Here is a 12,406-nt window from a genome sequence, read left to right on the forward strand (position 1 = left end):
GCACGGCCCTGATCCAGTGCTTGGCGTTGCAGTGCGCGGCGAACTGCTGCGCGAGATCCAGGACACGCGCGTCGCATTCGGTCACCGCATTGCCGTCAGGCGCCGACTGAAGCTGGTGAGCGTCCGCCGTCGGCAATACATGGCTGATATTGTGCGCGCATGTCCGGCCTTGTCGAGTTTGCTGCACAGCTTCCCGAACCCACCGAGCTGAAACGACGCTGCCAAATTCACGCCGTCCTGGCGGCACTCACCAAGGGGCGGCCAACTGAAGACCCCGCAGGGAATGTGCTGTACCGGAGGAGCTGGCGACCCGGCGACGACCTCGCCACCTATGCCAACGGGGGCGGCGACCATTGGTCCATCTTGTTCTCCACCCAGGACGGTGTGTTCTTGCGCGGCTACGACCACGAGTCAGAGATGAATACCTATGACGCCGAAATCGAATACTGGCCCGGGCTGATCGACGACCTGCCCGAGCGCTTCAAGTCCGAGCTCGGAAATAGCGACCTGTACGACTGGTTCGACGGCAATCCTCAGACGACAGTGGCCATCTGGCGCACCCCAAGCGACAACCGATGGGCCCACGGCACACTCGGAGAATCCTCATGGGGTGGAGAACCCTACGGCGGGGAAGGCTGGCTGTTTCATCTGCTAACCGAATGGTCTCCAAGCAAGATAGCCGAAAGGCTATATAGCCCAGTCAAACACACCATCACGCACGACGCCGTTGCCCGCGTCATGAACAACGAACCCCTCACCGACCCACTAATCCGGCAGTTCCACCCCGATCCCGACATCACCGCTCTGCTCACAGAAGCCGAACGCATCGGATACCAAACCCCAAGCCCCTAGCGGTTTGACGCCCGCGCACTCAGCCCGGCCTATGCGATGCGCAGAACACGCGGGCAGCCGGGAGCCCGGCCGCGATGGCAGGTACGTCGTCGTCGGCGAAGGGAAGTGCGGCTCCCCACTATGGTGACCTAATCACCCTTGGGTGTGCGGCGCATCCGGATGCGGGAGCCCACGGGCATTCGAGTTCGAGCAGCGACTCGGACAGTCAATCGCAAGCCTGAAACGGCGCTTGAGCAGCACCAACCTCGCCCATTCGAAGGAATGGACAGTCGAACACAGTGACGAACGGGTGCGACGCGGTGCGAATTTCTGGAGACTTATTGGAGACCGAAACGCCCCCGATTCTCCCGCACTAGAGGACGCCGCGGGCGCCGTCGACCACGGTGGACCAGTGCCGTGGAGACTGTGTCGCGTGATCCTGCGGCGGGTCCGTGCCCGCGGCAGGAGGGCATGGAGTTAACGCTGGACTAGCATTTCGAAGCACCGACTCCATGCGCCCAACACTTTGCTGCATGCCTATACTCGCCTAGTGAGGCTCCGGTTAGAGATTGCTCCATGGTGGGTGCATTGGGCGTTGTACTCCCTGCTGACGCTCGGAGCGCTAGCAGTTGCCTTCTGGGGTGGTGAGCTCTCCACCACTAAAGTCGCTGTGAGCGTGTCTATTTCGGGCGTGCTGGGACTGTGGTTCGCGCGTGCTGGCCGCAAGCGAGCGGCTTTCGTCCGCGAGACTCTTATCGCGGTGGAACCAGAGCGTCGGGCCGAAGCGTTCAATGCACCTCTTTTTGGCCCGATCCCCACCGATCCGACCGTACTGCGCGCCGCGGCGGCGCTGGCCCAACCCAATCTTGGCAGCACGCCGACCAAATGGATGGCTGTCTATGCCGCGTTGCTGATCCTGACCCATCTCGATGGACAGCTCAGAGTTCGCGATCTAGTGGTGGTCGCCTTCTTCGCTGCGATGGGGGTCTACGCCTGGATCAGTCCGATCCGCTTGGACGCTCGCGCTCAACTGCTCATTCAAGCCGCCGAACGGCAGGAGATCGCCGGCGGCCACAACGACGGCTCACCCATAACTGAGCCACTGCGGGTACAGAGATGAGCCTCCAAGCGAACACCACTTCGGGGCTCTCGATGCTGCCGATTGATTGGTCCTGTGCAGGGTTGCGGAGTCGACACTGACAATGCCGACGGAAGAGGTCGCGACGAGTACTACATGCTCCATCACGATCTCTGGCTCGAGATCAATCCCAACGATGCTGGCCACCTGTGCATCGGATGCGTCGAAAATCGGTTGGGTCGACGGCTAATTCGCGCGGACTTCATCGATGTACCTCTCAACACCAACCCGCGAAGGGCAACCGCGAGGTTGATGTCGCGACTCGCACATCGGGATTAGGGCTGGATTACACCCCATCCCGCAGCTCGAGCGGCAGGGGCGGTGGCGGGGCGCCGAGTACACGGTGTGTCGCCCAGCCTATCCACTCACGGATGTGTCGTACTGCAGCCCTAACTTTGCTGAATAATGAGGCGGTGGGGAGACATGATTGGCATCGCAGTCGCCATGGGCCGCTGCCCCCGACCGCGCGCGCCAGCAGTCGACGCATGCTGGTGGCGGTACCGATTTGCATGGTGTTCGTGTTCTTCGGCGTGAGTATGTTTCAGCATCCGGACACCTGCGACGGCAGACCAATGAGTCAATGGGACCGATGCCAGCACTACGGGCGGGCCCACGAACGGCTGCTGACCGGTTCTGAGACCAGCGTCCCAACCGTTGGCTATGACCGTGATTCCCAAATCACCTACAAGCGGATCATGGCTTCAGGAGGCATAGGGCTTGGTGCTGCAGCCTGGGTGATGGCCGTGATCTGGCTCAGAGGCAAGACACTGGACTGGCGGGCAAGGCGCCGCAGCTTCTGACATCGCCCACAGTCCGTCCACACCTCATCACACAACTCAAGCGGCAAGGGCGATGGCGGGGCACCGGGAACGTGGCAGGTCAATGGCGCCAGATTCGCGCTGCGCTCGGTATCGCCGAGGACGTCACCGCGCACAGCTTCCGCAAGCAGGCGCGACGCTCAAAGACGATGCGGGACTTCCTATGCCGTCATCGCAGACTCCCTTGGCCAGGCCGACATACTCACCACCCAGCGGCACTAGCTCGCGCGTGGCAAGGCGCACCCGGAGGCTGCGGCCGTACTGGATCGCGCGCTGGAACACCCTGCGAATTAGCGGTCCTTTAGTGACCCAAGACAGAAAAAGGTCCCAAAAATGACGCAGGCCAGAGACTAAAGCTAGTCTCTGGCCTGCGTACCTAGTAGCGGGGACAGGATTTGAACCTGCGACCTCTGGGTTATGCAACGGACTCTCGCGCCAGTTCCCGACACTCCCCCATTTTCTCACGGTTACCTGCCCTGATGTGTCTGGCAGAGCGTAAATCGCAGGTCCGGAAATCGGAGTTGCTCGGACATAAATACCGAGTAAATACCGACTGTACCGCGTTATATCACATCTCTCTGGCGCTATTTAGCGTTGCATTACGTCGTCTTGTCGTCTTACTCGCCATCCCGACCCGCGAGGGGGCTAGGCAGCTCCACGGGGCTTCACCTGAATCTCGCCCGTCTCCCACGCCCTCACGGCTCGCTGCTCGGCGGCTTCGTGCTGCGCGACGAACTCCCGCAACATCGTCGCGTCGTGCCGCAAGGTCGCCGTGACCGCCTGAACGTTCGATTCCGCGCGATCAAGCACACCCGACAGCGCGCTCCCCAGCGGCTTGAACACGGGGGCTGTCCGCCCATCGCGGGTGTACATCGAGCCAGACCGCCGAACCGCGTCCTCCACCTTGGCCCGCTCGGCGGCCAGGCCAGCCTCCAAGTCATCGGCACGCCCCTCCAACTGTTGCGCAAAGCTCAACAGCGCCTCGGGGTCTACCTGCAGCAACAGGTCGGTCATCGTCGGACCCCCTGCACCCCACCGAACTTCTGGCCATTCTCGTGGTCCTGGCCAGCGAGCGCTTCGGCACCCTCGGCCCCCAGGTCGGCCACCCGCGCCAACGCCCCCAACACCTTCCGCGTGTCCGCAATCGCCCCTTCCAGCAGCGCCGCGTGCCCCTCCCTCATCCCCGCCGAGACCACCGTGGGCAGCCCTTCCGCCGCCTCCCTTGCACCGTTCGCGAGGGCTCGGTGCACCTGGATAATCGTGTCTCCCGATGTCGCAACAGTTCCCATCAGTCCTTCTCCTTCTTCTCGACAACAAACGTCCGATTGGGCGCGGCCAGCCACTGAGCTTTCAACGACTCGGCGGCACGTGCGTTCAGTTCTTCTTGTGTCACGGGCGATTTCCTAACAGGTTGTCCCATTTTCCCTCGGCCAGCTCGACTTCGAACTGGAGCTGGGCGTTGCTCGCGGCCCGCATCTTGTCGAGCCCGTCCATCGCGGCGATGAACTCTTCGTGGGCTGTCGGGCGGTCAGTCCAGTCCAGCGCCTCGATGCAAAAGAACGTCGCCGCGATGGCAACGCTCCGCTCAGCCGAGCGGGCGTGCGCTGCTTGAAACGCTTCGTGTTGTGCCTTGTTCATCATTTCTCCTATGCCACTTGACTTCTCGATTGATTGAGACTCATGTACTTCTCGGACGCCCACACGGCCTCGCCCCAAAGTCCACGGCTCATCGACTCGGCGGCATCGGACAGATAGAACCGTGCCAGGGTGTCGAGATACCCCGCAGGCTGAGTGCCAATCCACCTGGCCGCGCGGATCCTGGCGCTCTCGACATCAAGCTCGCCACATCCCCCGCGACCAATCGCCGCGCGAGCGAAAACGCGCAGCGCCTCATCGGCCCCAACGCCATCCCGCCCGCGAGACACCTTGCACGACAGCACTTCTTCCGCGTCCACAAGCTCCTGGTACTGCTCGGCACTCTGGCTGCCCTCCCCGCCGGAAACGGTGCTCAGAAGGCCCTCCACTTCCCAGTTGCGGGGAATCAGGCTGGTGAGCTTGTCCTGCACCACGAGGGAGCCCGACAACTCGGGTGTGGCTGGCGTGCCAGGCATCTCGCCAATCGGTAGGACTTCATCGGGCAGGAGGATGCCCGCTGGGTGGATGCTCACGGCGTCCGCCGTGGCGTACACCGTTCGACTCTCCAGACCCCTTCTGATGGTGGCGACCGCGAGGGGTTGACCCCACCCCGCGTCGTCGAAAGCATGACGGAGCGTGGCCAACGCGCGGTGCAGATGGGCTTCGGGTTCGGGCAGGTCTGCGATGAAAATGGCTGGGATGACAGTGGTCTCGGGGTTGGGGAGTTCCACGCCAGGAGAGAGACCGTACGTCTTTTGAATCCACCCGAGGTCGGCCACGGAGCCACGAGGGGCTGGTGCTGGGCTCTGCTGAGGAGCAGCGGGCGGGGCTGCTGGTGCGGCTGGTGGCCCCTGCATGGCGGGTGGTGCGGCCTGCACTGGTGGAGCGCTCAGACCGCCCCCTCCGATTGGAGCGAGCCCAGGGGCCACGGGAGTCACGGGAGGAGTTCCCGATACGCCTGGCGTGATTCCCGTGGAGGCGGGCAGCGAGGATCCTGGCGAGGTCGGTGCCGTGGGGAGCTGGTGGGTCGTGGCACTGGTGACCGCCGTGGCGATGTCCGCCGCTGCAGCGGGCAGATCAGGCAGCGGGACGGACGGGAGGTTGGGCAGTCCAGCGGATTTCGCGTCCTGGTGACGCTCGGTCGGTTGGTGGGCCTGCTGCTGGCCTGCGGGGGTGCCCGAGGTGGGGCCACTCGAAGACTTGGCGCTCGGGGATGCGGGAGTGTCCGATGGGCCGCTTCCCGAGATGAGATTGGTCAGTGTCGGGTTCACGGGATGCGTCGGCGCGGTGGGCACACTCGGAACGCTTGGCGTGCTTGGTACCTCGACGGCTGGAGTGCTCGTGGCCCGAGGCATTTCAGGCAGACGTTGCGGCTCCACGACGGGCTGGTCGCCATGGTTGTATGCCACCACGGATGCGTGAGGATCAGGCCGCTCGGTGGTCGGCTCGGTGGAGACACTGACATAGCTCGGAGTCGTGGACGCACCTGGTGCGCCCGCGAGTGAGTGGCCGATTCCGTCGAGGTCAACGCCGAGCTGCGTTGCAACACCAGCGATGTCGTCACGGTACCTGGACGTGAGGTCTGTTGATGATGGCGTAACAGCGGTGCCCGAGGTCTCACTGGTGATGGCGTCTTTGATTTCCGATGTTCCCGTGGATACGAGGGCCGCGATGCGTTTCTTTGCTTTACGAATCGTGCCCGCCGCATCCGCCATCCACCCACTGATTGTCGTGTAGTTTTGGCTCTGCTGACGGAGCTGTTCAGCCTGATGTGTATATCCATTGGTTACGGAATCGGCTGTCTTGCCCTGCATTCCAGCTTCGGTCTGACGCTTAGCATCGTCAGCAGACTCTGCTTGTGCCTTAGTCGCAGTTGCGGCATCATCCACAGCCGCCTCAGCTGCGTGATAGGAAAGCTCGGACTCGGGTGGCCAGTTCGTCCCAATCAAGAAGTACGGGTCGTCTGCGGGTTTCTCGACATCAGGTTGTGGGGCCATTACGAGCACCCTTCGGGATAGGTCTTGTCAATCGGGTCTGAAATATCATGTCCTGCTTGAAGTTCAGCCCGCACGTGCTTCACATACTGGCCGAACTGCTTGGCTTGTTCCTCTGCCCCAACGCCAGGGTCAGAAATAATGTCTGCACGAGTGGCAGCCAGTTCCTGCGTCACCCAACCCAGCTTCTCTCTCACCCAGGCATCGCTCCCCGGACTCCGAACACCCGCGAGGATCCCCGCAACGGTTTCATCGCTCGGAAGCACCAATCTCGCTGGAGCAGTTTGATTTCCGACAATCACACGCGGGCACGGCGGCAGCGGGTGAGTCGCCCAAATCGCGCTCACGTCCACCAGAGCCTGAGCCGCGACCGAGCTGCTGATCATCCCCGTGCTGCTCGCCGCCAAGGGGGTGGTGGGGTGCTCGGCGTTGCACCCCACCACCCCGAGAATCACGCCGAACGCGACGGTCAACGCCGCGAGAATTGTTGCGCCCGGCTGGAATTGCGATTTCATCATGGTCACACGCTACTTCCCTGGCGTGAGCCCTGGAGAGGCTGAGTGAGCCTCGCCCTTCAGATACTCGATGCGGTAGTCCTGCGGAGCCTTGCCCTGCAAGGCCAGGCCAGAGTCGGTCAGCTCGGCCTTCAACGATGCGCGGCGCTGGGCGATGACGCTCTTGAAATCAGTCTCCACGCCCGCTGGATTGTCCATCTGCGCGTTCCCCTGGCGGGCCAGAAGGGCGAGGTCGCGCTTCCCTGCGAGTGCCCGCATCCTGGCGTCGTAGACGATTTTCTCGGCTTGGTCGCCGTCCACACCCTCTCCTGGGCGGTTCATGTTGAAGACAGCGCAAGCGTTGTCCGTCAACCAGTTGTCCCCGATCAGGTTGTGCGGGTCGTTGGGCTTCGGGATGTCCGCGCACTGCTGCTCGATGGGAAAAACGTCGGGCAGCGGCTGGGCTGCGGGCTCGCTGGTGTGCCCGCACGCCGTCAGACCGACCGCCACGAAGCTCGCTGCCGTGGCCGCGAGGATCCTTGCATTCATTTCTCTTCTTCCTTTCTCGATGGTCGGTCTGAATGTTCTATCTGGGGGACGGTCTTAGTTGCCCTGCTGGCGCAACGAACTCAGCAGACTTCCCCCGCCCGCTGGGGGTGGGGGGAAGGCGGGAGCCTGGACGGGGGCGCGGGGATCCTCGTCTTCCTCGAAGTCCTCGTCGTCGTAGTCTTCCGGGTAGTCCTCCACGTCATCGTCGCGGTCGGGATAGCGAGCTTCCAGCTCAGCCAGCCGAGCGGAGGCGCGCTCGGAGGCTCGGTCGTCGTTCCACTCCATGAGCTTGACTCCTGCGATGAGTGCGCCGACCGAGCCTCCGAGCGCGATCAGCACCCAGGCCCACCACGGGATTCCGGTGCTGGTGGACGCAGGGGCCTGCTGCTGGCGAGCAGTCGAATCGGACTGACGGCAAGCATCTTTTGTTGACGAGTTGATGTTGCAGTAGCTGTCCCGAAAACCCGGCGAGAGCGTCGTCGGCGCGCTGGTCACTGCCACCGTGGGCGCGGGGGCGCTGCTGCTCCCGCACGCGGCCAACGGGAGCGCCAGGGCTCCCGCGACGGCAACGGTGGCTCCGAAGCGCTTGATACTCATGCCGATACCTCTTCTTTCATGTACAACGAGTTCCACTCGGACGCCCGCGCTGGGAGTTCCCAGCCGCTCGGCAAGTTCATTTCCGACAATGCCGCGAGGCTCGAATTTTCGACGCGCTTACGAGTCTCGATTCCCGCCACCACGGCGGCAGCGGCAGCCACGCCGACTGTGCTCAAACGGAAGCCGTCATCGACTTCGCCGACTCTCCAAGCGTCCTGAATGGCCTGCTCCAAGCCAGCGAAATCACGTGGCGGGTATTTCCGCCCACCGCCGAGGAGCCACGACACTAGGGTCATCGCGGACACCTCGGCTACGGGGATCCTGGCTTCAATCAACCGTCGTTGGATTTCGCCCGCGAGCATCATCCGCCGTGGGGCTGATGTGTCTTTGCGCGCGTCGCCTATCGACGGTTTCATCATCACCACAAGTTCTGGAATCCCCGACTTGACAACACTTTCCATCGCCAGCTCGGCGGTCGTCAAAGTTCGAGCCGTCTGAGTCAGCACGTCGAAATTCTCGATGCGAGGGGCACGGACGAACCTCGTCACGGGGCTATCCAGCCCTTCAGCGAACGCGGCGACAGATACCCCAGTCACTACCGCGTCGAGTCCGACAACGAATCTCGTCATAGCGAAAATCCTTTGCTCTCTGCAGTTTCCGACTCCTTGTCCGCCTCGACCACAGGGGGCGTGACAGGGGTGTCGGACCTCTCGACCGTTTCGGTCACGGTGGGACGTGACACGACTTTTTCGGTGCGGCCCAGAAGTCGCGCAGCCACACGGGATTGGTCCTCGACTGGCTCGCGCTGGGCCAACTCGTCGTCCAGCTCGGCGGGGTCTCGGTATCCAGCTTGGAACAGGACGATGCCGTGGCCTTCAGTCTCCATCACTCCCCTGCCCTTGTTGCTCATCATGATTTCCGTGGGGTCAGGCGCATTCGGAGACTGACGACCCAACACGGTGACAGCTTGCTCAGGCGTGCTCACGCGGAAACAAATTTTCAAGGCTGCATTGTCGCGGATGACGGTGGGAATGCTTGTCGCGTCAGGCTTTTGAGTAGTCAGGACGACGACGATTCCAGCACTGCGGCCCTTTTGAACGAGCGTCCGAACCAGCTTGCGCACCTCGTCGGCGGATTGCTTCTCTTCCTTGTCCATGCCCGAGGTGTCGAGCCAAGTCTGGCATTCGTCGAGGACGATGAAGACGGGCTTCAAGCCTAGCTTGTTCTTCTGCTCGGCCGTCAGATTCCAGAAGTTACTTGCGTTCAATGCCACGTACATGGCCTCGGCCCGCACAGTCCTAAGCGCGTCGAGCTTCCGCAGAGTCTCCAGCGGAGCGTCGATGTCACCCGTCCGGTCGTACGTGCTCGCGATATGACGGAGGGGGTGCAAATCGAACCCGGCCTTGCCATCGAAGACGTGGAGTTCGCACTGCCCAGACATACCCGCGAAGACGGGCAAGAGCGAAGCTGTCTTGCCTGACCCGGGCACGCCGCCGACTACGAGACCGCTGGAGCCATTCCACGTAATCCAGCATTCGTCTCCGCTTGCAGTGACGCCCAACAGCGACCGACCCCTCTCAGCGTCGAACGTGCCACTCGCGGGAGTTGCGCCTGAAAAGGGGTCGATGTCGTTCATGTGCAGGACGACTTCACCGTCAGGGCCGTCCGAAATCCGCATGTTGTCGGCGTCGAGCCCCGCATTCTTCAAGCCAGCGCGGAGCGCATCTATCCGTGAGTTCCAATCACGAGCACTCCGCCCCGGCTGATGTCCGAACGTCAGCCGCAATCCCGTCCGTGTGACCCGCACATCGGTCAAGCTCGGCACGGCGGTGATCGTGACTTTCCTCTCGACAACCCCGTACCTCCCTTGCACCTGCTCCGTGCTGGTGCTCGAAACGGTGAGCCCAGCGCTTTCCAGCAGTCCGGCGAGCCAGTCGTCATTCCTCAAAAGTTCAAGCACGCTGTATCTCGCGGCGACTTCCGGAAGCAGTGAAATCGTCTGATCGCTCCACCCGACGAAGCTCGGGTCGTGCGCCAACTCGGGCATCTCGGAGGCAATCACACGCGGAGCCAAGTCGCTCTCAGTTACTCCTCCACCCGCACGGAGCACCAGCAATGGGCCACCATCGGAGCCCGTGATGCCTACCCGCGCGGCAAGTGCGGAAGGCATGGAACTCTTCACGTGCCACACCCACAGCGGCGGGCGGTTGAACCCCGCACCGCTGTATCGCGACAGCGGGGTCGAGAGCACGCGCTTCTCTTCCGACGCGGCCTGGCGCGTGATTTCCGCGATGGCCTTCTCGGCGTCCGCCCGCGCTTTCAGTTCGATTTGACCGAGCTTCTCGGACAACTTTTCCCACTCGCGCTCCGCGTCGCGCTCGTCGCGGTCGAGCGCGTCCAGCCGCGAATCGGCCTGACGAATCTGACGCTGCCAGAGGAAGTCCTCGCGCTTCTCAGCGCGGCGAGCCTGGAGCGCACGGCGTTGCTGCCTACTCATGCGGTCCACCTCTGCGCCTGCTCGCGCTCGACGCGCTGAACCGCGCCGGCGAGGTTCCGCTGGGCCTGACGCCGCGCCCGCTCAACGGTCTGGCGCATCTCGCGGTTCGCGTCGCGCTGCGCGGAATTGACTTCTTGCGCCACCTCTTGGCGCGCTGACCGCGCCGCCGTGGGGCGAGCCCGCTCGGCACGGACGGTGGCACGGCCCTGCATCGCCATCCACCCGATGAGCGCAGCAGCGAGCAGTAGTCCGACGCCCCACAGGGGGTACTCGGAAAGGAGAGACAGTCCTGAAAGGGCCAGCACGCCAACCAGAATCCATCGACCCATCTGCTCACCTCCTTGGCCTCCGAGGGGCTCTTTGCCCGACCCCTACCTCTTAATTCGAGGGACGGAGGTAGGGGAGTTCCCTCGTTAATGATGATAATCCGAACGGTTTGCCTAGTCAACATCGAATACAACCAATTCCGGTGTCTACCAGTGGCTTCTGTTACTCTGTCATTAACAGTTGACTTTGCCAGTGGCGCATAAAGTGCCCGTGAACTGGGGAAATGCGGAGAACAGGGGGTCCAAGGGGGCGTGGTGATTCGGGTATTTCCGCAGGTCAGAGCCCTAATTGAGAGAGGCAGCGCGGGGTTGTTGAGGCGAGAACTCCCAGGTCACAGGAGTTTTCGGCCAGCCAGACAGTTCGCCGCGAGCGCCGTGCCGTGGCATCGCCACGGTGCGGTGGGAGCATCGGGCGGGGCGCTGGGAGATGAGTAGGTCTTACAAACGGGAGGGCGGAGTGTCCGAGAGGCGTTATGAGACGGGGGAAATGGGCCGCGAGACCGTCTTACGCGGGGCGTTCCGAGGGCACTTGGGAGCGGGGGTTCGAGAGGCGCTCGGATGGCCGCAGAACGTGTTCTCTAGCAGGCCCTATGTGGGTGCGTGCTCATCGAGAATAGAGGGTCGCGGAAATCTTACGGGCCGTCTTACGGAGCGTCTTACAGCCCGTCTTACGGGCTATCTGACGGCGGGCCTTACGAAAGCGGTGGTTCGGGGGGTCAAGCAGCGAAGCAAAGGGCTCAGGAGACGGCTACCAAGCCGTATCGGCGCTGGGCCTCGGCGGATTCGAGCACTTTTGAAACTACCGAGTGGTGGACACCCGCTCGGTCAGCGAGCACGTTCTTCCGAGACTCCGACTCCCCCAATTCGAGGATCCTGGCGACCACGGACACGGGCTGTCGAACGGCGCGAGATTCCACAATCCGCTCGGCCAGCGCGACGACCTCAGGCGCGGGAGTTGTCGCGTCAGGGCTCCCCTGCGGCGCGCTGGGAGACGCGCTGCGCGGCGCGGTGGGCGCGGCCGGGGTGGTGGAACGCGGCGCGGCAGGCGCGGGACTGGACGCGGTGGCGGGAGTTGGGCGCGGCGCGGTGGAGGTCGCGCGGTGGTTGCTGACCTGGGGTTGCGCGGCGCGCTGGGAGACGCGGCGCGTCGGTTTATCCCCAACTGCGACGAGGGCCAAAGTCGCGACGCCAATCGCGAGGTCGATGACCAGCGGGAGCACGAACGCGAGCTGGCGCGGGATGTGCGCGAGCACTGCGAGGTCACGCAGCGCGACGAACGACAACAAAAACGCACCCGCTGCGAGGCCCGTCGTCGCCACGACGGCGGCGCGGTACACCCGCCCGCTGGCCGATGTCTTGGCCAACACGGCGATGCCGTGGACGGACGCCAACAAGACCGTGGGAGGCACCGCCGCGACCGCAGCGGCGAGCCATCGGGTGGACGGTGACGCGGTGAGCGCCGCGTGAACGACGTTCCCGGCGAGGGATACAGCGGTGGCTCCAGCTAACCAGGACCAGAAGAACCGT

General features: G+C 63.4%; 14 protein-coding genes. 3 read left to right on the forward strand and 11 right to left on the reverse strand.

Annotated elements, in window-relative coordinates:
• The first annotated feature begins 159 nt into the window (after positions 1–159).
• The 3 genes from B4393_RS22970 (at position 160) to B4393_RS22985 (ending at position 2,769) form a co-directional block, all read left to right on the forward strand.
• Positions 160–852, forward strand: coding sequence for a hypothetical protein (locus tag B4393_RS22970; RefSeq protein ID WP_078336107.1), 693 nt, complete (start codon positions 160–162; stop codon positions 850–852).
• Between the two features lie 529 nt (positions 853–1,381).
• Positions 1,382–1,951 carry a hypothetical protein gene (locus B4393_RS22975; RefSeq protein ID WP_236743231.1) on the forward strand — a complete coding sequence of 190 codons (570 nt, stop codon included), beginning with the start codon at positions 1,382–1,384 and terminating at the stop codon, positions 1,949–1,951.
• Positions 1,952–2,454: 503 nt separating this feature from the next.
• Positions 2,455–2,769, forward strand: coding sequence for a hypothetical protein (locus tag B4393_RS22985; protein WP_078336108.1), 315 nt, complete (start codon positions 2,455–2,457; stop codon positions 2,767–2,769).
• A gap of 663 nt (positions 2,770–3,432) precedes the next feature.
• Here the strand turns inward: B4393_RS22985 and B4393_RS22990 are convergent.
• The 11 genes from B4393_RS22990 to B4393_RS23040 form a co-directional block, all read right to left on the reverse strand.
• Complete coding sequence (locus B4393_RS22990) at positions 3,433–3,801, reverse strand: hypothetical protein (RefSeq protein WP_078336109.1); 369 nt, start codon at positions 3,799–3,801, stop codon at positions 3,433–3,435.
• Positions 3,798–4,076, reverse strand: a complete 279-nt coding sequence (locus B4393_RS22995) for a hypothetical protein (protein WP_078336110.1) — start codon at positions 4,074–4,076, stop codon at positions 3,798–3,800. The genes B4393_RS22990 and B4393_RS22995 overlap by 4 nt, the downstream gene beginning before the upstream one ends.
• 100 nt (positions 4,077–4,176) lie before the next feature.
• Positions 4,177–4,425 carry a hypothetical protein gene (locus B4393_RS23000; protein ID WP_100475862.1) on the reverse strand — a complete coding sequence of 83 codons (249 nt, stop codon included), beginning with the start codon at positions 4,423–4,425 and terminating at the stop codon, positions 4,177–4,179.
• Positions 4,426–4,433: 8 nt separating this feature from the next.
• Positions 4,434–6,419: a hypothetical protein gene (locus tag B4393_RS23005; protein ID WP_078336112.1), complete on the reverse strand. Its 1,986-nt coding sequence runs from the start codon at positions 6,417–6,419 to the stop codon at positions 4,434–4,436.
• Positions 6,419–6,934 carry a hypothetical protein gene (locus B4393_RS28190; protein WP_236743232.1) on the reverse strand — a complete coding sequence of 172 codons (516 nt, stop codon included), beginning with the start codon at positions 6,932–6,934 and terminating at the stop codon, positions 6,419–6,421. The genes B4393_RS23005 and B4393_RS28190 overlap by 1 nt, the downstream gene beginning before the upstream one ends.
• Positions 6,935–6,943: 9 nt before the next feature.
• Positions 6,944–7,459, reverse strand: coding sequence for a hypothetical protein (locus B4393_RS23015; protein ID WP_078336113.1), 516 nt, complete (start codon positions 7,457–7,459; stop codon positions 6,944–6,946).
• A gap of 54 nt (positions 7,460–7,513) precedes the next feature.
• Positions 7,514–8,056 (reverse strand): hypothetical protein, encoded by a 543-nt coding sequence (locus tag B4393_RS23020; protein ID WP_078336114.1) that lies wholly within the window; start codon positions 8,054–8,056, stop codon positions 7,514–7,516.
• Positions 8,053–8,685: a hypothetical protein gene (locus B4393_RS23025; RefSeq protein ID WP_078336115.1), complete on the reverse strand. Its 633-nt coding sequence runs from the start codon at positions 8,683–8,685 to the stop codon at positions 8,053–8,055. Before B4393_RS23025 ends, B4393_RS23020 begins: the two co-directional genes overlap by 4 nt.
• Positions 8,682–10,553 (reverse strand): hypothetical protein, encoded by a 1,872-nt coding sequence (locus B4393_RS23030; RefSeq protein ID WP_133052616.1) that lies wholly within the window; start codon positions 10,551–10,553, stop codon positions 8,682–8,684. The genes B4393_RS23025 and B4393_RS23030 overlap by 4 nt, the downstream gene beginning before the upstream one ends.
• Positions 10,550–10,882 (reverse strand): hypothetical protein, encoded by a 333-nt coding sequence (locus B4393_RS23035; RefSeq protein WP_133052617.1) that lies wholly within the window; start codon positions 10,880–10,882, stop codon positions 10,550–10,552. Before B4393_RS23035 ends, B4393_RS23030 begins: the two co-directional genes overlap by 4 nt.
• A 734-nt stretch (positions 10,883–11,616) precedes the next feature.
• The coding region (locus tag B4393_RS23040; RefSeq protein WP_078336118.1) for a DUF2637 domain-containing protein at positions 11,617–12,406 on the reverse strand (790 nt) is incomplete at its 5' end.

Origin of the sequence: Mycobacteroides franklinii, from assembly GCF_002013895.1 — a bacterium.
Taxonomy (GTDB): Bacteria; Actinomycetota; Actinomycetes; order Mycobacteriales; family Mycobacteriaceae; genus Mycobacterium; species Mycobacterium franklinii.

Coding starts and splice junctions, on each gene's coding strand:
- B4393_RS22970 (WP_078336107.1), top strand. CDS start 160: ATGTCCGGCCTTGTCGAGTTTGCTGCACAGCTTCCCGAACCCACCGAG.
- B4393_RS22985 (WP_078336108.1), top strand. CDS start 2,455: ATGCTGGTGGCGGTACCGATTTGCATGGTGTTCGTGTTCTTCGGCGTG.
- B4393_RS22990 (WP_078336109.1), bottom strand. CDS start 3,801: ATGACCGACCTGTTGCTGCAGGTAGACCCCGAGGCGCTGTTGAGCTTT.
- B4393_RS22995 (WP_078336110.1), bottom strand. CDS start 4,076: ATGGGAACTGTTGCGACATCGGGAGACACGATTATCCAGGTGCACCGA.
- B4393_RS23000 (WP_100475862.1), bottom strand. CDS start 4,425: ATGAACAAGGCACAACACGAAGCGTTTCAAGCAGCGCACGCCCGCTCG.
- B4393_RS23005 (WP_078336112.1), bottom strand. CDS start 6,419: ATGGCCCCACAACCTGATGTCGAGAAACCCGCAGACGACCCGTACTTC.
- B4393_RS28190 (WP_236743232.1), bottom strand. CDS start 6,934: ATGATGAAATCGCAATTCCAGCCGGGCGCAACAATTCTCGCGGCGTTG.
- B4393_RS23015 (WP_078336113.1), bottom strand. CDS start 7,459: ATGAATGCAAGGATCCTCGCGGCCACGGCAGCGAGCTTCGTGGCGGTC.
- B4393_RS23020 (WP_078336114.1), bottom strand. CDS start 8,056: ATGAGTATCAAGCGCTTCGGAGCCACCGTTGCCGTCGCGGGAGCCCTG.
- B4393_RS23025 (WP_078336115.1), bottom strand. CDS start 8,685: ATGACGAGATTCGTTGTCGGACTCGACGCGGTAGTGACTGGGGTATCT.
- B4393_RS23030 (WP_133052616.1), bottom strand. CDS start 10,553: ATGAGTAGGCAGCAACGCCGTGCGCTCCAGGCTCGCCGCGCTGAGAAG.
- B4393_RS23035 (WP_133052617.1), bottom strand. CDS start 10,882: ATGGGTCGATGGATTCTGGTTGGCGTGCTGGCCCTTTCAGGACTGTCT.